Origin of the sequence: Oceanobacillus sp. FSL K6-0251 (assembly GCF_038004725.1) — a bacterium.
GTDB classification, from domain to species: Bacteria; Bacillota; Bacilli; order Bacillales; family Amphibacillaceae; genus Oceanobacillus; species Oceanobacillus oncorhynchi.
On the sequence record NZ_JBBORS010000001.1, the window covers coordinates 315,001 to 337,458 of the forward strand.

Annotated in this window: 26 protein-coding genes; 18 read left to right on the plus strand and 8 right to left on the minus strand. The window is 38.5% G+C overall.

From position 1 onward, the window contains the following. Positions 1-637 precede the first annotated feature (637 nt). From MKY45_RS01710 to MKY45_RS01770, 13 genes are all read left to right on the plus strand, one after another. Positions 638-1,240, plus strand: coding sequence for a class I SAM-dependent methyltransferase (locus tag MKY45_RS01710; protein ID WP_042531100.1), 603 nt, complete (start codon positions 638-640; stop codon positions 1,238-1,240). A gap of 176 nt (positions 1,241-1,416) precedes the next feature. Next, a complete protein-coding gene (locus MKY45_RS01715; protein WP_341172401.1) occupies positions 1,417-2,250 on the plus strand; it encodes a CPBP family intramembrane glutamic endopeptidase in 834 nt (277 codons plus the stop codon). Between the two features lie 279 nt (positions 2,251-2,529). Continuing rightward, positions 2,530-4,209, plus strand: a complete 1,680-nt coding sequence (locus MKY45_RS01720) for a GAF domain-containing protein (RefSeq protein ID WP_341172402.1) — start codon at positions 2,530-2,532, stop codon at positions 4,207-4,209. Between the two features lie 6 nt (positions 4,210-4,215). Further along, complete coding sequence (locus MKY45_RS01725) at positions 4,216-4,851, plus strand: response regulator (RefSeq protein WP_042531104.1); 636 nt, start codon at positions 4,216-4,218, stop codon at positions 4,849-4,851. Between the two features lie 146 nt (positions 4,852-4,997). Further along, on the plus strand, positions 4,998-5,864 hold the full coding sequence (locus MKY45_RS01730; RefSeq protein WP_052484949.1) for an arylamine N-acetyltransferase: 867 nt from the start codon (positions 4,998-5,000) through the stop codon (positions 5,862-5,864). Positions 5,865-5,926: 62 nt separating this feature from the next. After that, positions 5,927-7,465 (plus strand): MFS transporter, encoded by a 1,539-nt coding sequence (locus tag MKY45_RS01735; RefSeq protein ID WP_339235573.1) that lies wholly within the window; start codon positions 5,927-5,929, stop codon positions 7,463-7,465. Positions 7,466-7,960: 495 nt separating this feature from the next. After that, positions 7,961-8,860, plus strand: a complete 900-nt coding sequence (locus MKY45_RS01740) for an ABC transporter ATP-binding protein (protein WP_256705536.1) — start codon at positions 7,961-7,963, stop codon at positions 8,858-8,860. 23 nt (positions 8,861-8,883) lie between these two features. After that, positions 8,884-9,630: an ABC transporter permease gene (locus tag MKY45_RS01745; RefSeq protein WP_256705537.1), complete on the plus strand. Its 747-nt coding sequence runs from the start codon at positions 8,884-8,886 to the stop codon at positions 9,628-9,630. Positions 9,631-9,663: 33 nt separating this feature from the next. Further along, positions 9,664-10,113 carry a LytTR family DNA-binding domain-containing protein gene (locus MKY45_RS01750; protein WP_042531111.1) on the plus strand — a complete coding sequence of 150 codons (450 nt, stop codon included), beginning with the start codon at positions 9,664-9,666 and terminating at the stop codon, positions 10,111-10,113. A 4-nt stretch (positions 10,114-10,117) separates the two neighbouring features. Next, positions 10,118-10,528, plus strand: a complete 411-nt coding sequence (locus tag MKY45_RS01755; protein ID WP_341172403.1) for a DUF3021 domain-containing protein — start codon at positions 10,118-10,120, stop codon at positions 10,526-10,528. A gap of 235 nt (positions 10,529-10,763) precedes the next feature. Further along, positions 10,764-11,747, plus strand: coding sequence for a tRNA dihydrouridine synthase (locus tag MKY45_RS01760; RefSeq protein ID WP_042531124.1), 984 nt, complete (start codon positions 10,764-10,766; stop codon positions 11,745-11,747). Positions 11,748-11,762: 15 nt separating this feature from the next. Beyond that, positions 11,763-12,113, plus strand: a complete 351-nt coding sequence (locus MKY45_RS01765; protein WP_256705538.1) for a DUF2200 domain-containing protein — start codon at positions 11,763-11,765, stop codon at positions 12,111-12,113. Between the two features lie 304 nt (positions 12,114-12,417). Further along, a complete protein-coding gene (locus tag MKY45_RS01770; protein ID WP_341173457.1) occupies positions 12,418-13,188 on the plus strand; it encodes an alpha/beta fold hydrolase in 771 nt (256 codons plus the stop codon). Between the two features lie 192 nt (positions 13,189-13,380). Here MKY45_RS01770 and MKY45_RS01775 read toward each other — a convergent pair whose 3' ends face one another. The 4 genes from MKY45_RS01775 to MKY45_RS01790 form a co-directional block, all read right to left on the minus strand. Further along, positions 13,381-14,064, minus strand: coding sequence for a DUF4956 domain-containing protein (locus tag MKY45_RS01775; RefSeq protein ID WP_139089043.1), 684 nt, complete (start codon positions 14,062-14,064; stop codon positions 13,381-13,383). 1 nt (position 14,065) lies between these two features. Next, complete coding sequence (locus tag MKY45_RS01780) at positions 14,066-14,827, minus strand: polyphosphate polymerase domain-containing protein (RefSeq protein WP_256705539.1); 762 nt, start codon at positions 14,825-14,827, stop codon at positions 14,066-14,068. Between the two features lie 494 nt (positions 14,828-15,321). After that, positions 15,322-16,320 carry an HAAS signaling domain-containing protein gene (locus tag MKY45_RS01785; RefSeq protein ID WP_256705540.1) on the minus strand — a complete coding sequence of 333 codons (999 nt, stop codon included), beginning with the start codon at positions 16,318-16,320 and terminating at the stop codon, positions 15,322-15,324. After that, complete coding sequence (locus tag MKY45_RS01790; RefSeq protein ID WP_042531134.1) at positions 16,307-16,669, minus strand: PadR family transcriptional regulator; 363 nt, start codon at positions 16,667-16,669, stop codon at positions 16,307-16,309. The genes MKY45_RS01785 and MKY45_RS01790 overlap by 14 nt, the downstream gene beginning before the upstream one ends. 247 nt (positions 16,670-16,916) lie before the next feature. Between MKY45_RS01790 and MKY45_RS01795 the strand changes: the two genes are divergently transcribed. Next, positions 16,917-17,453: a GNAT family N-acetyltransferase gene (locus tag MKY45_RS01795; protein ID WP_193062440.1), complete on the plus strand. Its 537-nt coding sequence runs from the start codon at positions 16,917-16,919 to the stop codon at positions 17,451-17,453. Between the two features lie 92 nt (positions 17,454-17,545). Continuing rightward, the gene (locus MKY45_RS01800) at positions 17,546-17,899 is read left to right on the plus strand and encodes a VOC family protein (protein WP_193062442.1); all 354 of its coding nucleotides are present in this window, start codon (positions 17,546-17,548) and stop codon (positions 17,897-17,899) included. Positions 17,900-18,051: 152 nt separating this feature from the next. Here the strand turns inward: MKY45_RS01800 and MKY45_RS01805 are convergent, their stop codons facing one another. Then, positions 18,052-18,507 (minus strand): hypothetical protein, encoded by a 456-nt coding sequence (locus MKY45_RS01805; protein WP_193062444.1) that lies wholly within the window; start codon positions 18,505-18,507, stop codon positions 18,052-18,054. A gap of 162 nt (positions 18,508-18,669) precedes the next feature. Here MKY45_RS01805 and MKY45_RS01810 point away from each other — a divergent pair, with 162 nt between their 5' ends. Next, positions 18,670-18,810 (plus strand): hypothetical protein, encoded by a 141-nt coding sequence (locus MKY45_RS01810; RefSeq protein WP_175297021.1) that lies wholly within the window; start codon positions 18,670-18,672, stop codon positions 18,808-18,810. A gap of 76 nt (positions 18,811-18,886) precedes the next feature. On the opposite strand, the gene MKY45_RS01815 is transcribed toward MKY45_RS01810, so the two are convergent. Together MKY45_RS01815 and MKY45_RS01820 are read right to left on the minus strand one after the other, a co-directional pair. Then, a complete protein-coding gene (locus MKY45_RS01815) occupies positions 18,887-19,102 on the minus strand; it encodes a YjzC family protein (protein ID WP_042531142.1) in 216 nt (71 codons plus the stop codon). Between the two features lie 169 nt (positions 19,103-19,271). Continuing rightward, positions 19,272-19,940 (minus strand): RluA family pseudouridine synthase, encoded by a 669-nt coding sequence (locus tag MKY45_RS01820; RefSeq protein WP_042531144.1) that lies wholly within the window; start codon positions 19,938-19,940, stop codon positions 19,272-19,274. Positions 19,941-20,108: 168 nt separating this feature from the next. Here MKY45_RS01820 and MKY45_RS01825 point away from each other — a divergent pair, with 168 nt between their 5' ends. Then, positions 20,109-20,576, plus strand: coding sequence for a nucleoside deaminase (locus MKY45_RS01825; RefSeq protein ID WP_256705541.1), 468 nt, complete (start codon positions 20,109-20,111; stop codon positions 20,574-20,576). Between the two features lie 270 nt (positions 20,577-20,846). Further along, positions 20,847-21,446 carry a class I SAM-dependent DNA methyltransferase gene (locus MKY45_RS01830; RefSeq protein WP_341172404.1) on the plus strand — a complete coding sequence of 200 codons (600 nt, stop codon included), beginning with the start codon at positions 20,847-20,849 and terminating at the stop codon, positions 21,444-21,446. 86 nt (positions 21,447-21,532) lie between these two features. On the opposite strand, the gene MKY45_RS01835 is transcribed toward MKY45_RS01830, so the two are convergent. Then, positions 21,533-22,432, minus strand: coding sequence for an EamA family transporter (locus tag MKY45_RS01835; RefSeq protein WP_332094600.1), 900 nt, complete (start codon positions 22,430-22,432; stop codon positions 21,533-21,535). Positions 22,433-22,458 lie beyond the last annotated feature (26 nt).

Genomic DNA, 22,458 nt, shown 5'->3' on the forward strand with positions numbered 1-22,458 from the left:
TATTCACAGTGCAAATTTCATACATTCGTATGTTAATATAAGAATTATCATTGTCCCCTTAACGCAGAAGGATAGAGTAACAGCCTTCTAAGCTGCTGGTCAAAGGTATAGACTCTCTCTGTGAGGTCTTTTTTTTATGGGGAGGAAAGTATTCGAATGGCTGAAAGACGTCTCTGTAAAGTCGTTAAATGGTGTGGAGGCCTTATTCTAGTCAATATGTGACGTTGGTGAAAAAAATTCCTATCTTTTTTGAAAGGGGACAGGGATGGAAATTCGCTAACGTTTTTTTCATTTTTATATAGAAATCAAATGGCTTTCCCGATAATATAAGAGCAGAAGCAATTGGTGCTAAATTGAAAGAGAAAAGGATGTGGCGTATTGTTGGTGAAATACAACACAATGTAAATGCTTCTAAATAATGCAATATGTGAGCCAGGGGGACTATAATAGAATGGATGGAGAAAATCGAACCTGTATGCATATCGGTACGTTGCCATTTATATAGACTTACCAGATGAAGCACTCAAAATAAACAGAATTTTTTTAGACGGAAAAGACAAAATATTAAAACATAAAAGTAGTATTTCATGTAGAATAGCTAAAATATCACTAAATAAATAGGAAATCGAGGGATGGTATGGATCAAAAAACATTAATTAAAAAATTTAATAAGCAGGCAGAAAAATATGATAAACGGCGTAAGAATGATCCAATGTCTCGTTTTCGCCGACGAATTTTTCAAGAAGCAGAAGGAAACGTTTTGGAAGTTGCTATTGGCTCGGGTCTTAATTTTCCTTTTTATCGTAGAGATATAGAACTGACAGGGGTGGATTTTAGCCCCGAAATGTTGAAAAAAGCAGCGCATGCGGCGAAAGATTATCCTTTTCAAACGACGCTTATCCAAAATGATGTGGAAAGAGTGGATTTTGATGCGAATAGCTTTGATACCATCGTATCTTCTACTAGTTTTTGTGCCTATCAAAGACCAGTGGATGTCCTGAATAAGTTTCAAAAGTGGTGCAAGCCGGAAGGGAAGATACTGATGCTGGAACATGGGATTAGCGATAATAAACTCCTGGCAGGAATGCAAAAAATGGCAGATCCATTGGCAGTAAAGATTGTAGGGTGCCATCAAAACAGAAATATTTCTGCTATTGTAAAAAATGCTGATATGAAGCTTGTTAGGGAGGAGCGTTATTTGGCAGGCTCTTTGTATTTGATATGGGCTAAACCATGTTAATGAATGGTTTTGCAAAAATTAGATTTTTCCCACATCAGTGAATTCAAACGTTTTTTCCGAGATTTTGCCTATATATTAAAAACACACATGAAATGGAACCAAATACAGAAATCAGACCTGGGTCGCTTGTGCGTCAAAAAGCTAGATGATTTAATAATATATAATTAGCAGCTTTCATGAGGCTAAAAATAGCACTAAGGGGGAATTTAATCATCCAAACAACAAAAAGCGCATTTGGATGTTTTGTTGTATTATCTTACATCATTTTTATTGTACTTTTTCTGATTATCGGTATCAGCATGATGTTTGGTGCGCCAGAGAGCATAACAAACCTTTTACAAATCATAGCTGCATGGTCATCCACCTTTGCATTTATTATTTTATTTAAAAAGATTTATCCCGGATTAAGGCTGAAGGATTTTGTTAAACAACAATTTGCGCCAAAGGTTAAATTTTCTGTTCTCAGCAGCGTGTTCATCCTCCAAATTATCATCATCGGCATAACCATATTTCTATTATCAACTTCAACAACTTCAACGGAAGGTGCAGCAATATCGTATACCAGTATGGGAATCTTATCTCTCGTATTTTTCGATCAATTCGTCCGGGGGCCTTTAGCTGAAGAGTTGGGGTGGAGGGGGTATGCCTTAAATGAACTTCAAAAGAAACATTCTCCTTTATCAGCAGCATTCATCATAGGTGTTTTATGGGGTTTTTGGCACATGCCATTATGGTTTGCCTCAGGGTATACTGGGATAGACTTAATCAAGTATATCGTCCTGTTTATGATTGGGATTATTTCTTTTTCCATTATTGTGACGTTGTTTTATAATTTAAACAACAATCTGCTCATACCGATTGTTGCCCATCAGATATTTAATTTTTCCCTTGTAATCATTAGAGGAGATTTATTAGATATATTGGTATATGTTATGCTGTTTTATTTTGTTGTGGCGTTACTGTTTGTTGTTATTAATCCAAAGCATATTTTATACAAGAAAAGTATATAAGTATTTGGCATCTTCTAAAATAGATAATATGATATGAAAGGGAGATGGATATAATCCATTTTGAAATAGATATCTTGTGAGGAAACAAAGTATTTGATACGCTAACTTTAAGATGAAGAAAGTAAAAATAATTCAGTTTAAAGGATAATGAATTCAAGGAAGAAAGCGCTTGCTAATTGTTTTAGGCTATACAGTTTTGAATTAAGCTTTAACGAAGAATAATGTTGCTTCCTGTAAAGAAGAAACGACTGTATAAGCGGGCAAAAGGAGGAAGCATAGATGTCGAGTCATCTATCAAATTATCAAAAAGCACTGCAAATCCAGCGGGAAATTTCGGAGACTCTGAATAAGAGCATGGACCTCCATGAAATGCTGCAATTATCATTAGAACGCTTGCTTGAATTAATGGAATTGGAAACCGGATGGATTTTTTTAACGGAGGATGCTACTTTTTACCGTCTTGCTGCTGATTATCAACTTCCGCCTGCGATGGCTGATAACAGAGAAGAACTGATGCATTGTCAGGAAGGATGCACCGATTGTACGTGTTTGCAGCTTTATTGGGAAGGACGTATGAAACAGGCTGTCAACCATGTGAAATGTTTTCGTCTTAAACAAGCTGTTACGGATAAGATGGGTGAAACACGGGGACTTACCCATCATGCGAGTATCCCTCTTACGATTCGCGGGAAGAAAATCGGCTTGCTTAATTTAGCTTCACCTGGGCGTCTTCGTTTTCAAGAGGAGGACCTTATCCTTTTGGAAACCATTGCTTATCAAATAGGTGCAGCAGTAGAACGGACGCGTTTGCACGTGGAGCAAACAAAAGAAGAAGTAAATGCTACTGCACGTTATCTTATCAATGCTTATGCCAATGCCGAAAAAATTAAACATGAAATTGGAAATGTTCTTAACCGAAATGAATTGTTTCAGAGAATCATGCAAGCGTTACATCATCATTTACCCCATTGGACACATGCCGCTATTATTACAATGGAGGAAGAGAGGCTGACCGTCCAATTCCATTCAGATGAACATGGGCCTAAAGAAGTTTTTGATACGGAACAAGAAATAAACCTTTCCCGACCAGATTTTATTCGAAAAGCTTATGCACAACAGCGTGTTACACAGAACAATAAACAGCCGTTGCATTTTTTCTCTTTAAAAGACTATCAATCTCTTTATTCCATTGCTTTTCCTTTGTTTATGCGTGATAGACCTGAGGCAACATTCGGTGTGTTATTGCTTAGCCGAAACACCACAGCATGTGATCATTTGGAAATCGGAATGCTGGAAGGACTCGCTGATCATCTTTCTATGGGTATTGAGCGTATCCGTCTACATGAAGAATGGGAAGCATTGCTTGTCGATAAGGAAAGAAATCGACTTGCACGGGATCTACACGACTCTGTCAATCAAAAATTGTTTGCTCTCTCATTAATATCAGGTGGGCTGCAAAGATTAATTGATAAGAAGGAACGTGCCATTTTGGAAGCTGTTCTGGAAGTTCAGCAGCTTTCAAAAGAAGCTTTAATAGACATGCGGAGTTTGATTTGGCAGCTTCGTCCCAATCACCTTGAACAGGGACTGATTACTTCATTCCACGAATATGCACAAAAAATTGGGCTGGATTTATCTATGGAGGCTCCGGATGATTTAGAGATAAATCAATCGTATAAAGAAGCATTGTGGCGAATTGGACAGGAAGCATTGAATAATATTCAAAAACATGCTGGGACATCTAAAGCTGCGATGGTCATACAATCAGATGCTGATGGCTTTACAATGAAAGTGAGAGATCAAGGCAGTGGAGGTGCTGTTGAGAAACAGCAATCCCTTGGTATTACAAGTATGAAAGAAAGAGTCGAAGAACTTGAAGGTTCTTTCCATATAAATAGTGAAAAAGGAAAGGGTACGACGATTATTGTTCGTGTTCCAATCCATCGAAAAGGAAGGTGATATTCTTTGAAAGTATTACTTGTCGATGATCATCTTGTCGTTTTAAAAGGTCTGCGCTTTTTTCTGCAAACAAGGCCTGGTATCGATATTGTAGGTGAAGCCCAGGATGGAAAAGAAGCATTGCAGCAAGTGAAAAAACTGCAGCCGGATATTGTGTTGATGGATGTGATCATGCCAAATATGGATGGAATCGAAGCGACCAGACAAATAAAAGCAGACTATCCTGAAGTGAAGGTGGTTATACTCACTAGCTCCTCTGATAAGGACCATGTCATACCGGCAATTCGTGCGGGTGCCAGCGGTTATCAGCTAAAAGATGTTGACCCAACCTTTTTGGAAGAAACCCTCATCGCTGTTATGGAGGGAGGAACTTCGCTTCATTCGCAAATAACTAGCCATTTAATGGTGCATGTCGCCAAAGAAGATGAGAAACAATCCAGCTACTATGAATTAACACCTAGAGAACGGATGGTTTTGAAACATATCACATATGGAGAAAGTAACAAGGAGATTGCTGCAGCACTCTATATCACAGAGAAAACGGTGAAAACACATATTACAAGTATCCTTGGTAAAATGGAGGTTCAAGATCGAACTCAAGCGGCGATTCATGCTTTAAAACATAGATGGTTTGAAGTATAAGTATACGACGGTCGTCGTAGAAAAGGTCTTATTTATGGTAAGGCCTTTTTTCTATGGGATTTTTAGACAGCTGTAGGATGTGCTTTATTTTAAGGGTTAGTATAGTGAAAGTAGATAAAAACAAGAAATAAAGGAGAGTGAAGAGAATGATGAATCAAAAACAATTGCCTGGGTGGGCAAGGGAGTATTTGCACTATATTCAGGTCTCTGTTAAAGAGCCTTCGCTGGAATATTTAACTGAAATATCCAGCGCTCATTTAAATCAAATTCCTTTTGAAAATATTAGCACGTTGCTGCAATTGGAGGAATATCAAAAAAAAGGGAAGCTTGTTCAAGATGAAAAGCGGTTTGTTAGACAGCTATTTCAGTATCATATGGGCGGGACGTGTTATGTAATCAACAGTAGTCTTCATCAGCTATTAAAACAGCTTGGCTTCCAAAACCGTTATGCTTTTTTAGGCGGAAGGCATGTTGCTTTGCTCGTTCAGATACCAGGTGAAGAGGAAGAAGTGTATGTAGATGCTGGTAATGGTGCTCCTTTTTTTGAACCGGTTCATTTGCAAACAGACCCGATGAATGTCTCCCGATTTGGAAATGTTGAGATAAAACTTCGTCCGGGAAATGAACCAGGAACGTATAGGTATTACCGATATGTGAATAGAGAATTATCTGAGAATATAGTCTGGGATTTTGATACAAAGAAAATCTACCAATTTGATGATTTTCAGCAGGCAATCAAAGAATATTTCCAGCCTAATGGATTATTTACGTCTGATTTACGTTGCCAAATTTGGCAATTGGATCAACGGCGGTCTCTATCTTTAGTTAATAATGTGTTAAGTATTCAATATAGTGATGGAGAGGTTGAAAAGCATATATTAGCAGATCGTCAATCTATTCGCGAGGTTATCAATCAGGAATTTGAACTTCCTAAATTGCCAGTCGAAAATGCCATAGATGTGCTTGAGGAACTTGGAATGGATATTTTTAAAAAGTTAAAGGGAGATTTGTAGAAGTGAACAATAACCTTGAGTATGGAAATGGTTAAGTCATATTAAAAGGAGAGCAGGCAGCTATGAGTAACACAAACGATAATCAAAATGGCAGTAATGCGCATATTGATGAAGCGCAAAGGGCAACATGGCGAGAATGGATAGGGCTTGGAGCATTAACTTTAGCAGTTTTTATGCTTTCAACCGACATGACCGTTCTCTTTCTTGCCACACCATCAATTGCTGCTGATTTGGAACCAAGCAGTACACAAATGCTTTGGATTATTCATGTTGGCGAATTGCTGGCTGTGGGATTCGCATTAACGATGGGGCGTTTGGGTGACAATATAGGAAGAAGGCGATTGCTTGTGATTGGTGTAACTGTCTATGGGGCAGCCTCCTTTATTGCTACAATTTCGACGGAGCCTTGGATGTTGATTGCGACAAGAGCACTTCTTGGTGTAGCGGCTGCAACTGTGATGCCGTCCACGATGTCTTTACTACGCAATATGTTTTTCAATCCAAAACAATTTTCAGTAGCAATTGCTATTAACCTTAGCGCATTCTCAGCTGGCATGGCGCTAGGGCCTCCAATGGGCGGTTTACTCTTGGATTACTTTGGATGGGGAGCTGTATTTCTCATTAATGTTCCGATTGCCATTGTATTGTTAGTTATATCGCCCCTACTTCCTGAGTATCGCAACAAGGATTCAAAACGTCTCGATTTTATCAGTGTTTTGTTATCCTCATTCGCATTGATAACTTTGATTTTCGGTTTGCAGGAAATGGCTAACGCTGGTTTTAATATGCTTTACGCTGGATCTGTAGTGATTGGTATTGGAGTTGGAGTACTGTTTATTCGTCGGCAGTTAAAAGCGGAAGATCCACTATTGGATTTGAGCATGTTTCGAATTCGCAAATTTAATTTTTCATTGATTGCTTTGATGATTATATTACTTGTAACGACTGGGGCAGATATGCTTTTTGCACAACATTTGCAAGCAGTTGTAGGACTGACTCCAACAGAGGCAGGTCTTCTGTTGATTATCCCTGCACTCTTGTCGATGGCGGGAACGTTAATATCTCCTGTGCTTACAAGATGGATACGTCCGGCATATGCTATGGTAGCAGGTTTGTTAACTGCTTCAGCTGGTGCATTATTTATTATGTTAACTGTGCATGATGCAGGAGCACTTCTGTTAATTATTGGTGCTTCCCTTCTCGCATTCGGAGTAGGTCCTGCTATGACGATTACCGGTGAGCAGCTTATCTCCAGTGTTCCACAAGAGCGCGCTGGCTCAGCTTCTGCGATGTCCGATGTAAGCAGCGGATTTGGCTCGGTAGTGAGTATTGCATTCATTGGGAGTCTTGGAATGTTAGTTTACCGTTGGGTGCTGATGAATTCTATTCCTGCTGGAGTGCCTGCAGAAATAGCTGATTCAGCCATGGAAAACGTTGGTTCAGCTGTTGCCGTATCAGAAAGATTCCCGGAAATGCTTCAAGCTATACAGTCATCATTTACCATTGCGCTTCAAACGGTCTATGGAATAACTGCGATTGGTTTGATTGTCTTAATGGTTACTATTGTATGGAAGTTTAGGTTTATAGGGAAAGAGAAGTAAGCTGTTATTTATAGTTATTCTGTTTTCCAGAAAAGATAAATAGGAATGATAACCCTTTTAGACAGGATAGTCTAAGGGGTTTTTCATTGTAAAAAAGATTTATACAATAGAGACATCTGTTATTAAAATAATTTGTTCAAGCTATATAGATGTTAAGCAAGATTTTTTACATGTTACCCTGCATGTTATCTCTTATCTCCCCAATTACGGTTTCTATTTCCATAGTATAAAGGAAAAGGAGTGATAAATAATGAATTTACCAACAGCAATTGTTGTGTCCACAGCTATTATTTGTTTAACATTTTTCGTGATAGCTATCTCTTTGAAAGTTGTGAGGAGTGAATGAAAATCCGCATTGTAAAAATTGCCACATAAACTTATTATTTTTTAAACAACTATTTCAGCATTTCATACCTCGAGCCACGCATGTTATTCCATTCTTCAAGGCAACCCTTTATTCCTTCGCCATAATATAAATGAAAGGAGATGGTGAGTATGCTGACGATTCAAGATGTAACGAAGCGCTATGAGAAAACAGAGGCATTAAAAAATATGTCGATGACTATCCCTGAGGGCACCTGCTATGGGCTGGTAGGTCCCAATGGTGCGGGAAAATCCACTTTAATTAAGATGATTACTTCTATTATCCGCGATTACGAAGGAAAAATTGAATTTAATGAACAACGAATCTCCGATAAAACAAAACAGAAATTAGGCTATGTTCCACAGGATATTGTATTGGAAGAGAATATCACAGCATCCGGCAACTTATATTTATTTGGAAGAATATATGGATTAAAAGGAAACAAACTGGCTCAACGGACAAAGGAAGTGCTGGCGCTAATCGGTCTTAGCGAAAGGAGCAAAGATAAAGTATCCACTTTTTCAGGGGGAATGAAGCGCAGGCTGAATATTGGCTGTGCACTGATGCATAATCCGGAGCTTATCATCATGGATGAGCCAACAGTCGGTATCGATCCCCAATCAAGGCAATATATATTTCAAATGATTGAAGAACTGAAAACAGCAGGGAAGACGGTTATCTATGCCAGTCATTACATGGAGGAAGTGGAAAGACTCTGTGACGATGTTGCATTTCTCGATAGAGGGAAATTGATAGAGAATGGAGCGGTAGGTGAATTACTTCAACAATATGCGGTGCCATCCATTTATATTAAAGCAGATCATATTTCGGCTGAACAGCTGGAATCGTATGGTGATGTTTCGCAGGAGAAGGATGCATTTTTAATCTATACAGAAGAAGCGCTGTCAGCGATGGAAAATCTGATTTCCTATTGCAGAGAGAAGAAAATAGATGTAGAGCGGCTGGAGCTTGTTCGCCCACGGTTGGAAGATGTATTTTTCCGGTTGACTGGAAGTAACTTGAGAGATTAAAAATAAAGCTGGAGGTGTTCATAATGAATGCTGTTATGATAGTAGAATTAAAAAAACATGTACAGGATAAAGGGCTTGTTTTTTGGATATTCTTACTGCCTATTCTATTTACGGTATTATTTATTGCTATCTTTACTTCTGGAGTCGACGATGCGACGAGGCAAGAGGTTATTCAATCCATTGTTCCAGGATATGTAGTGATGTTTGTATTTTTTATTATGATTTCGATGGTGCAGGTATTTATTAAAGACAGAGACAAAGGGATAACGGCAAGGCTGGCAAGCACACCACTCAAAAGCTATTCCTATTTACTGGGAAAATGGTTACCCTTCATGTTTATTGTATTATTTCAGATTATTGTGTTATTTTTATTTGGAAAGGTCGTTTATGATGTTTCATTAGGTGAGCCGATTATTTTATTGATTTTATCCTTGTTTATTACATTTACAGTGACAGCAATCGGGATCGCTATGTCACTGACAGTAAATACCGAAAATATGGGGATTGCGATTACACAAATTATTGCTCTCGGTGGAGCGATGCTAAGCGGATTATGGATGCCCCTTGAAATGCTTCCGGACTTTATGCAGACAATCGCCCGTTTTCTGCCGCAATACTGGGCACACCAGTCTTTCCAGGATGCGATGGCAGGAACCACGCAAGCTTCGGAATTATTCCAGACGTTAGGTGTCTTATTAGCGATTGGATTAGCTGCATTTAGTATTGCCATTATCCGGTACCCATATTTTCTGAAACGAGCTGTGAATTAGCCGTAGATGTGAAACGAATGTGGAGGGGTCGGAATGAAAATAAACATTGATATCGATGATAACCATGAAGAAACGCAAATCACTATCCAGGCTAAGGAATGGACGCAGGAGCTGGAGGATATTGTGAATGTGATTAAAAGGAAAAAACAGCAGCGTTTATTTGGGGTTGATGAGGAACAGACGGTCCTGCTGGAACCAAAGGAGATTGATTTTATTCATGCGGAAAAACGAAAAATCTATGCGGTGTCCAAGGATTGGCGTTTTGAAGTGCGAATGAAGCTGTATGAAGTGGAGGAGTTCTTAGTTCCATATGGTTTTATGCGCTTTTCCAAGTCGGTTATCGGGAATATCCATCGTATTGAAAAATTTGAAGCATCCTTTAATGGAAATTTATGTGTTTATTTTCAATCTGGCAACAAGGAATATATTACGCGAAAATATGTCAGCGCCATTAAAAACAAACTAATGCAGGGAGGACAGTAATATTATGATACTTGAAATGTTGAAGCGTTCGACACTGGGCATCGCTTTCGGAGCGATATTAACGTTTATTGTCCTCACCATTATGAAACTCAATGCTGTGGAGTCAACAGTTTCGGAAATATGGATGCATATGGGAGCAAGCATGTTAATGGGCGTCTATTTCGGCATATCTTCGCTTATCTTTGGAGAAAGCGGGAACCATCTGATTAAAAAATCGATTATCCATTTTGTCCTTACGTATAGTTTTTGGCTGATTATTGCTGGTTTAGTCGGCTGGATTCCTCTCAACGACTGGGTTATTTTATGGGGCAGTTTGATTTTTATCCTCCTGTATGTCGTAAACTGGTTCTGCTGGTATCTATACTTTAAAAGACAGGAAGCGGCGTTAAATAAATATTTGCATAAAAATAAATAGGTGTGGAGGCTGGAACGCTTTTTCTGAATGGGGATTATTTGGATAAGTAATGTTCCGGTCTTTTTTGATTGGATAAGCTGCAATTATAATTCTGTCTTTTTGTACTCTGCAGCCCTCTTATGATAATATTATCATGGACAAAATAAAAAAGAAGCAGTATCGATGACTGCTTTAACATATTGGATAAGTATATAATGCCTTATCCATCCATAAATGAGAGGATTGAAATGGAGAAATGACTAATAATTTTTGGCGTGATTTACCACGACCGTTTTTTATATTGGCGCCGATGGAGGATGTAACGGATGTTGTTTTCCGTCATGTTGTAGCTGAAGCAGGCCGCCCGGATGTGTTTTTTACAGAGTTTACAAATACGGAGAGTTATTGTCATCCAGAGGGCATTTATAGTGTGCGTGGACGTTTGACTTTTACCGAGGACGAACAGCCGATGGTTGCCCATATATGGGGAGACAAGCCGGATAATTTTCGTGAGATGAGCATTGGAATGGCGGAAATGGGCTATAAAGGCATAGACCTTAATATGGGATGTCCTGTGCCGAATGTGGCTTCCAAAGGAAAGGGAAGCGGATTGATTCTTCGTCCGGAAGTAGCAGCGGAGATCATCCAGGCTGCCAAAGCTGGCGGAATCCCTGTCAGTGTGAAAACGCGACTTGGTTATTCAAATATAGATGAATGGCGTGACTGGCTGAAGCACGTGTTTGAGCAGGATATAGCGAATCTTTCCATCCACCTGCGTACGAGAAAAGAAATGAGCAAGGTCGATGCGCACTGGGAATTGATTGGAGAAATCAAGAAGCTCCGTGATGAGATTGCTCCTGATACGATGTTGACTATAAACGGAGATATACCGGACCGGGAAGCAGGCTTGAAGCTTGTTGAAGAATTTGGTGTCGATGGCGTGATGATTGGACGGGGAATTTTTAAAAATCCATTCGCATTCGAAAAAGAGCCGCGGGAGCACAGCAGTCAGGAATTGCTGGATTTGTTACGATTGCAGCTGGATCTGCATGATAAATATTCAGAGCAGGAGCCGCGCGCCTTCAAACCATTGCGCCGATTCTTTAAAATTTACGTGCGGGGATTCCGGGGAGCCGGTGAATTAAGAAATCAATTGATGCATACCGAAACAACGGATGAAGTTCGAAAGTTGCTGGACGCGTTTCATTTGGAAACAGAAGACGCAGTGACGGAACAGTAAAAGGGAGGCTATACCATGGCTAATCATCGTATCTACACAATGACTTTTGCAAGTGTATATCCGCATTATGTAAACAAAGCAGAGAGAAAAGACCGTACCAAAGAAGAAGTCGATGAGATTATTACTTGGCTGACAGGTTACAGTCAAGAAGAATTGGAAGCGCAAATTGAAAAAGAGGTAACCTTTGAGACTTTCTTTGCAGAAGCTCCGCGGATGAACGATTCCCGCTCCCTGATCAAAGGCGTCATTTGCGGTGTGCGTGTAGAGGATATAGAAGAACCGCTGATGCAGGAAATCCGTTATTTGGATAAGCTTATTGATGAATTGGCAAAAGGGAAGAAGATGGAGAAGATATTGAGGGAATAAAGATTGAAATGGAGAGACACTGATTCAATGAAAGGAGAATCAGTGTCTTTGGTTTGTCAATAAAATGCTATTATAAATTGTATTAAGAGTTAATAGGTGTGCTAATGAAATCATTTTTTGTTAATAAAGAAGATACTCTCTTAAAATTCATAATTACAAATATATATTGACAACGCTTACAAACGGGTTTTTAATTGAAATTAAAGTTAATGAAAAAGAGATGAGAATTGGAGAAGGCTCACTAGATGGTCTGAATTAGAAAGGATCGGTTTTAGTGTATCTTTTTTTATTATTTTAAGGTTTTATTGTAGCTTGTGATGACCATATTGGTCATGGAAAAACAGCATTTGATTCTGGTAATTGGGAGAATTGGGGAGAGAAAGGATATATGACGATGGTGGAAGATGAACACCAATTACGTCGAATGGTACAAGAGAGATTTCCTCATCTGCCATTTTTCTTATTTGGTCATAGTATGGGTTCGATGATTGTTAGAAATTATCTAACTAAATATGGTGAAGGAGTGGAAGGTGCTATATTATGTGGCACATCGGGTGTTTTACCGACTGCCGCTGAGTTGAGTATAGAGTTGAAAAACCGAATTGATGCAGGTGAGGGGGACCAAGTGGATGCAGAGGCGCTGGGTAAGTTATTGGGCTGGATGACAGATCGGATAGATCAACCGAATACAGCGAATGATTGGATCAGTGGAGATCCGGATATTGTAGCTGATCATGCCAATGATCCATTTAATAACTTCACATCGCCTCCTAATATCCGGTCTTTATATGATTTTGTACAAATGATGGAGCAGATTGTTGGAACAGAGTGGGCAGAGAATGTCCCTATCTCCATAGCTATATATAATATTGCTGGTGATCAGGATCCAGTCGGTTTATATGGAGAAGGGGTTTATGCTGTATCCAATTGGTTAGCAGAGACAGGCCATACGGTAAAAACAAAACTGTACAGTGGTTATCGCCACGAAATTCACAACTATCGAGATATTCGAGAAGAAGTGGAAGATGGCATTGTCGATTTTATAGAAGGCGTAATAAATAAAGGAGTAATGTAAATATAACAATTAAAGTTGTTCAGCATTCTCGGTAAATATATTGTCATAATATATTTCCGAGGTTAGAATGCCAGCGTTAAATAAAATGATTTTTCAAAGAATCATCTTATTTAACGCTTGCTTTTCGGCTTTTTTAATATCCTCTTTTATATAGCGCATCTTAATAAAAAGGCTTTACACTATCTGCTTACTCTACCCATCAGTATTTTCCATATAAGTAATGGATACTTTTAAATTAGCATTTTTTTCGCGAATATGATCTAATAGTTCTTTATCATGCACTTCATTTTTCATACGGATAGCATAAGTATACAAAATCATTGTTCCGAGATTAGTAGTTTCAACCTGTCGTAATGAAGAACTTAGTGTATACTCAGCAAGTAGATCATGCATCAGATTTTCATAATTTAAGTTTTCCGGTACAGTTACCTTTAAAATTTGTGTATCTTTTCCTTTTCCATATTCAAATTTGTAAAGCAAGTAAAGTACTAAACAAGCAAATAAGGTAAGTATGATCGCTAAATCAAATCGAAAAAGCCCACATGTCATGCCTGCGCAAAGACCGAAGAAAATATACGCAATATCTTTCACATTGGTGACCGCACTTCTGAATCGAATCAGTGAAAAAATAGCAAATAGTCCAAATGCAACTCCGGCATTATCACTAACAACGTTCATAACGACAGAGACAATAATGCTCAAAATAATAATAGTGTGTACGAAGGATTGTGCATAACGTTCGCCTGTAAATGTGATTATGTAAACCTTCGTAATAACTAGGCTCAATAAAGTTGATATGACCAATGCAAGTAAAATCATATAAATGCTGGATGGTTCACTTGCTTGTAAATCGAATATTTTATTCATAAAATCCATTCTATATTCCTCCTGTTGATACAACTTCTCTTTCAATTTTACCTGGCAGTTGATTTCTCTGCAGCAATTCCATACTGGTACAGTATTTAGATGCACTTCGCTGTTCGCATTGAAGGGCCTGTAAAATACGGGTTAACCATAATGGAACACTATCATTTACTTTGACTTCCAATACAACTAGATTGCAATCAATAAAGTACTCTCCATCAGAACCGTGTTCCAGAAGCAAATCATCATTGCGACAGCGTAGATTAAAATCAAATGTAATACGCAACTCAGGGTTGTTTATTCCGTGAAGTGCATGGCGATCATAACTAACAACCATTTCCGGTTTTAGTCCGTATAATGTTCGAAAGTGATCAATTTCACGAAGTACTTGCGAATTAGATGTATGAAAGTCATTTAAATGTTTTTTATCTCCTTTTTCAAGATAGTGATATGCTTCTTTTAACGGAAGTAACATCCTTCGTTTGTTGACCACATTGTTATGTTTTTGCTTCATCTCAAAAAAAGCTGACTTCTCAATACCAGTTTCATTATAGGTGCGTAGGCGAAGTTTTTGCCGGAAAGCCAATTTATTCTTTGTTTCAAAATAAATTTTGTGATCATCGCTATCAAAATATAAGCTGCTGACAACATATCTTCCATCTACACCAAAATTATCTGACCGCATATAGGGCATTATTTGTTCCAGCAAGAGCGAATATTGTTCCAACGTAATCAGATATTTTTGCTCTCTTCTTTTGAAAATCTCTATTGCCAATTTTTTCACCTCCATTCCATACAACATCTTAAATGAAACGGATAAGATGATGATTACAATTTGATTAGAAAACGGTGAGAATATAAAATTTCATAATTCTTTACTGGAAAAGCTATTATACAGAAACGGTTTTATTCGGCTTTGGGAGGATTGGTACTTGGAGTCTTTAATTCAAATATTATCAGCTTACAAAATGAATGTTATTATTTAAAGATGTTGATTGAAGAGAGACAACCAAATGAAAATATGAATGAATGGATAAATGGTTTAAAATGACTGGGGATAGAGAGGATAGATGCCCAAGCAAACAGTACTTACATTATTTAAAAAAATGGGAAGTTGGTTAAACGTATCTAAATGGGCAGAACATTCCTTTAACCAGGAAAGGTGAATATGGATGCATCAACTATTCGCTAATTATCTCAACGTTAAAATCTGAGAAATGACGCATGATTGAATTGTTCTCTGTTCAACCATGCGTCATTAGAATATAATTATTTTTTTCGAGACTTGATAAATCCGTCCACAGCATCCCACACTAAACCGACAATAAACAGAATAAGGATCCAGAACGTAGATTGATTCCAAATCATGGTTACCGTATTAAATGTTTCAGAACCAGCCGTAACCACTCCGGCTTCTGCCAATTGATTCATAAATTCAGGATTCCAAAAATCAGGCCCGCTAATCATAAATAGTACTGCTGCCATCGATACGACATTTACAATTGTTGTATAAGCAGCTAACCTATACGTCCATTCCCCGGCGACGAGCTTCAGGCATTCTTTGATAATTCCAGATCCGAATATGAGAACAATAAACAATAAATAGGAGCCATAGGTCTGTTCATTTAAAAATGGAACAACATCGTTAAATTCATCCTGAAATACCCAAATTCCAAAGAACTCATTCGAAAAGGCGAGAAATACAATGATTATCGTGTAGAAAATAATTCCGATAATCGACTCACTGCGTTTGATTTGTCTCTTTTCATCTGGAATGGGCGGTAAGTCTGCAGGCTTCCATTCCTTCCCGATTAAATCTTTTTGTTTCATTCCACCGTACAGCTCACCGATAGCAAACAAAAATGTTGTCCAGCCGAAAGCTTGTGGAAGCTCTGTAACGGCAGAAACAATCATATCAATAAAATGATCTAAAATAGACATCGGCTCTAAAATAGTTTGGATGATAAATACAATACCTATCAAAGAACTTATAACAATGAGAACAATCTTAACTACTAAAATATAGGTATCAAAAAGCTCTGGGCCGATGATATATTTCTTTTTCCCTCGATATTTATCAGCTAATGACCTTGGACTGCCCAGCTCCAGCAGGATTTCTTCTACATCGTTTTCTCTTCTGTTCCCTTGCCCGGATCGTTCCTCCAGCATATCCTCAATTAGCCCGCGCAGCTCAATGGCAATATCTTCACGCTGGGATTGAGGCAGCTTTTGCGTAACTGCATAAATATACCGGTTAATCATCTCCATTTTCGTCACCTCTCTTATTTTCTATTACCTGATCCATGCTGGCAGCAATGTTCTTCCATTCAACAACCAGTAAATCAAAGACTTCTTTTCCTGTTTTACTCAGTACGTAATATTTCCTCGGTCTCGATTCATTCGTGTCCCATGTACTATCTAAGAGTCCCTGTTTTTCCAGTCTCCTCAGCAGTGGATATAATGTGCCAGGTTCAACGTGTATTCCTTTTTCATGAAGCATTGTCACGAGAGAATAACCATACTGCGGCTCTGAGAGCTGGCTTAATGCACCTATTGTAATGGTTCCTCTTCTCAATTCCTGCATGATTTTATCTAAATGTTCATTTGCATCCGCCATGTTATCAACTCCTACTTTCATTATAGTGTATGACACACACTATTGTAAAGTGCATATTAAAGTTTGATACAAAATATTTTATTATAGATAATCCCTTATGAACACTGATAAAAGGATGTTTCGTTTAAGAAGGTGATTCCGAATTGCACGAAAAGTGATATATTGTAAGAAGATTTGGTATAATTTAATTAGACAAATTTGTATTATCATCCCCATTCAAAATAACAGAAAAATAGGAGGATACGCTTTGGAATTTAAAACAGACAGGTTACTTATTAGACCATTTAATGTGAACGATTTAGAGGATGTATTTCATATTTATCATAACGAAGCCACCTGTAAATATTTGTTGCATGAGAAGTGGACCGATGAAAATAAACAAGAGGAATTTCATAACAAGCTGGAGAATAATGTGCTTACAAAAGAAACTGCTTTAAATTTGGCAGTGGTAAGTGGCAATAAGGTGATTGGTGATTTATCTGTATGGTATACAGAGATGGAAGATACCGTTGAAATTGGTTACAGCTTTTCTCAAGAAGCTTCGGGAAAAGGCTATGCAACTGAAGCTGTGCGTGGTTTAGTGGAAAGACTGTTTACCTCATTTGATGTGCATCGTATCCAGGCAAATCTGGATGCGAGAAATGAAGCATCGCAAAAATTATGTGAGCGTATAGGGATGAGGAAAGAAGCGCATTTTATACAGGATTTTTGGAATAAGGGTGAATGGACAGATAGCATTGTGTACGGAATGCTTTATTCAGATTTAGATGAAAAGCAGGTTTGATAGTCCTTTTCATTTGGAGGAATAGACAAATTTTTGGTTACGGGAAGCAAGTATGAATAATCCGTTTGAAAAATTAGAAGAGAGGTGCTTTGATGGATAGTCCTATCCTCAAACAGATTGGAACTGTGTTTATCCCGGTAAGTGATATCGAAAAAGCAAGAGACTGGTATTGTGATATATTAGGATTACATGCAGATGGAGAAATCCTTTTTGGTCATCTTTATGTTATCCCTATGAAGGGCACGGGAATTGTGTTGGATAGTAAAATTTACGCAAAGGATAAAACTTTTAAAACACCGGCATTTCACCTGAATACTAATAACATTGGAGAAGCATTTCAATATATGAAAAATAAAGGGGTGCATTTGCTTACAGAGATAGAGCATCATCATTATTTTAATTTTAAAGATCCGGACGGGAATATCCTGATGATTAGTGAGTGTTAATTCCAAAAAGCAAACTACCCTTTGAAAAGAGCGGTTTGCTTTATTTCTTTATATTGAAATGGTGCACCATAATCCGGTTCATTTTATAAATTTCAGGAGCTTTTTTTTTACCGAAGCACAGTTGCCTGTTAATGCTGGTCTGTTTTCTGTGCTTATGCTGACTTAAAGCCTTTCATAATAACATTCACTAGGGAACCGGCTGCTCCTGTGATTGCGCCTAGTACGATGCCGGTTGTGACGCTGCTGAAGAATGCAAATGTACGAGCAATACTATTTACTGCGGCTTGTGGCAGGTTACTTAAGTTACCGCCAAATTGAATAGGTGTTTCTATAGCAGTGTTCCAAAGAACTTGGTGAACGATTGCTAAAAATATCCCGTAGAAAAAACCAATGAGTAATAAAGATAAAAAGGGTTTTTCCACCTTTTTTAAAACAATAAACAGAATCCATATAATAATCGGTGCAAAGACCAAGATGCTGTTAATCCAACTTCCCTCCTCCACCATGGATAAATCGTGTAAAACGACGCGGGGAACGCCTAACAGAGAAAGCAATAGTAAAGTAAGCACCGGTATACCTAAATAATCATTTATTTTATGAATGGTCATCAAATAAGCTCCTTTCTATTTTGTTATCATACTTTTTTCGCTTACAATTCATATACTAAGAGTAATATCTTAAAGAAATCTAAATCATTTTTTAAATTTTTATTAAAAGAACGGGTAATAAAATAAGGCGTTTATTTTTAGTTTGAATAGAGGAGGGATAGGATGATTATCGGAGGTTTGACGTGTTTGGGAATCGGTGTTGGTTTATTTACAGGAAATGTTGCTGCGGGAACCATGATAGGAATAGGACTGGGCTTGGTGGGAGAAGCGCTATTTCATAGATACGGGAGGCAATCAGAATAGGAAAAGGCGTAATAAAAGAGATTGTATATACAAAAAGCAAAGGAATCCAGACTAGAAACTCCTTTGCTTTTTTGAATTAATTCGTACTTCTGCTATTTCGCGGGCTTGGATGGGACTGGCTGCGTTTGTTTTTCCAAACACGGTCGTTGTTCTTCGTTCCTGGAAACTTTTCCCCAGCTTTCATCGAAACCTGCTGCGGGTCTTCTACATTGCTGCCTGTTTCACCAACTTCAATATAGATCCCGTTATTGGGAGCCTTTTCTCCACCCTTGAACTGACTGATTTCACCCATCATAGATACCTCCTTCAGGCATTTCAAGCTTATTATGCGGAAATATGAATGTATCTATGAATGGAAAATTTAACAATGTACGCTCTTTTTCTGGAGTGCAGCGATGGTGTTGCAGAGGAAATTAACGGAAAAATCTGCTGCTGGGGAGAACAAAAAGGCTTCTTTCGATTCACCACAGATTCCATGGAAATTTATTTGGCGGCTGAGATTGTACTTTTATTTCTTCTTTTTTAGTAGGATGTTCTACGGCAAGTGTTTCTGACCATAAAGCAATCTGTTCGCCAGTCTGGTTCCATTTTTCTCCGTATTTTTGATCGCCGTAAAGCGGCAAATTGCGGGAGGAGAGCTGTACACGAATTTGATGCGGTCTGCCGGTGTGCAGTTTAATGGAAAGGAGGCTTAAATTTTTTTTGCTCCCAATTACTTCATACTCTAACTTCGCTTTTTTGGCATCTTTATGATTTGCGTGCGTTGTATATACCTTGTTTTCATGTTTATCTTTGACTAAATGATCTTCTAATAAAGCTTGCTTTTTATCAGGCACTCCCCGCACAACTGCCAAATATTTCTTTTCTACATCCTGCCGGCGAATGGCATCAGATAGACGGGAGGCTGCTTTAGATGTTTTCGAAAATACCATGACACCTCCTGCAGGGCGATCCAGGCGATGAACCAGCGCCAGGTAAACATTGCCTGGTTTTTGATAACGTATTTTTATATCCTCCTTCAAGAAATTCAGCAAATCCTGATCCTTTGACTGGTCCTCCTGTACAGGTACATTGACAGGCTTTTCTACAAAAAGTAAATGATTATCCTCATAAAGGATTGGAACATTCATGGGTAATATCTCCTTTATTTCAATACTGAGGCAATGATAACACAGCAGTTTTTTTTATCAAGGGGTCGGGCATGATAGGATGAGTAAAAGCTGATATGTTATAATGATGAATGCGTTTTCAATATGTGTAGGATGGAGACAATTTATGAACAAAATGGAGGGTTACTTGTGGGTAATAAGAAATGGATGGAAAAGGCAGTGGAAATTGCCCTGGAAAGTGCAGTTGCGGGCGGCGGTCCATTTGGAGCGATTGTTGTAAAGGGTGGAGAAATTATCAGTACGGGAAATAATCAAGTCACAGCAGCGAATGATCCCACAGCTCATGCAGAGGTGCAGGCGATTCGGGAAGCGTGCCAGAAACTGGGCAGTTTCCAATTAACGGATTGTGAAATCTATACCAGCTGTGAGCCATGTCCCATGTGTATTGGCGCCATTTATTGGGCCAGGCCAGAGGCGGTTTATTATGCGGCTTCTAAAACAGAAGCTGCAGAAGCAGGGTTTGATGATCATTTTATTTATGAGCAAATTGCACTTCCTGTAGAAGAGCGTGATATCGAGATGATGCAGGTTCGCCCGGATAAGTACGATAAACCATTTCAAATCTGGAAAGACGCTAAGAATAGAATGGACTATTAAACCAGATAAGGAACAAACAGTGATGATTATAAGATGGATGCAAAAGGCTTGTATATAAAGCTTCCCGATATAATAAATCAATCGTTTGTTTGATTTTTAAATGTGCCGGATTCTTCACAAATTAGGGATGATTGTAGCGGTAATGCATGATTAGAAGGTTTTGATTGTACCAGCATATGGCTTGTTTATATCTGCGATTATGGTATATTGAGAAGCCAAAGAGATTTCATTTGGGAAAATAAAAGACACCCATGTGCAGGAGGCTATAAGTTGGAAGAGAATGTATTCAATCGAATGGCAAAAAAATATGACACAGAAGAACGAATAGAGCTGGCAACGGTGATAGCCGATGAGATAAAGAAAAGCATAGCTGAGAAGCAATATCACTCCATATTGGATTATGGCGGTGGAACGGGATTAGTGGCTTTTCAACTGGCTGACCGCTTTGAGAAGGGATGGATCGTGGATGCTTCGGAGGAAATGATTCAAGTTGCGCAAGCTAAAATAAAACAGCAGCAATTAAAGCATTTTAAAGCGATGGAATGTAATTTAGCAGAAGAAGATAACTTGGATGTGTATGCAGATATCATCATCCTATCGTTGGTTTTGCTGCATGTGCCAGATATAGAAACACTTCTGCAAAAATTAAGTACGCGCCTAAACCCAAATGGAATACTTATTATTGCCGATTTTGATAAAAATGAAAAGATACAGCATCCCAAAGTGCATAATGGCTTCACAGAAGCAGAAATAAATCAAGCATTGAATCACGCAGGTCTTCGAGATACAGAAATGCATACATTTCATCATGGAAGCAATATTTTCATGAATCAGGACGCTTCATTATTTATTGCGACGGGTAAAAAGTAAATTTAAAAAGGGCAATGAGAATAGTATCTCGCTGCCCTTTATTCAGCTGTATGATGAAAAATTAAATAAATGAAATCATTACGTTTTTAAAGTGTAGCTCTCACGGCAGTTTTATTCTTCCGGTTAGCTGCTCTGGATGAACCAATCAATATCGCAATCCCCATAATCAAAAGAAAGATACCCAGCCAGGCAGTCGTATTTAAGCTCTCTCCTAACAGAAATACCCCTAATAATGCTGCTGTTAACGGCTCTGCTAAAGCAAGAGTAACCGCAGTCGAAGAAGAAACGTTAGCCAACCCTTTGGCGAAAAGAAAATAGGCTATGCCTGTAGCTACAACACCTAGTTGAATACTGACGCCGATACCCTGCAAGCTCGCCACCCATGACATATCAAAAATAAATAGGAATGGAGCTAAGAAAATCGCACTTATTGTAAAAATGATTGCAACCACGTTTAAGGAAGAGAATTTTTGAACCATATCTCTGCTTGCGAGGGTGTAGCTGGCAAAGGTAAGTCCTGCACCTAAAGCCATCACGACACCGACTGGATCAACATACGTGGATTCTCTGTTGGTAAATAACAGGATACAGCCGGAAATGGAGAGGAAAGTAGACACCCACCAAATTTTTGACGGACGAGCTTTAAAAAATATCCATTCCAGAAGCCCTGATAAAATTGGCGCGCTCCCGATGGCTACAACGGTTCCGATAGCTACGCCAGTGACGGTGACAGCGGTAAAAAATAACGGCTGATATAAAGCCATGCTTAAAGCAGCTAACACCGTAGCTTTGATGGGCCAATTTTTTAGTTCTAATTTGCCGAATAGAAGGACAAGTGATAATAAAAAGAGTCCTCCTACTGCTAAACGAATCGTCCCAATCGCAATAGGATGGGCATTTTCTGGTGCAAAAGCCTGTGCTGTCCCAGTTGTTCCCCAAAGTACAGCAGCAAAAAGAATAAGAAAGGCAGAAAGTTTTCCTTGCATCGATTTCACTCCGAAATAAAAGAATA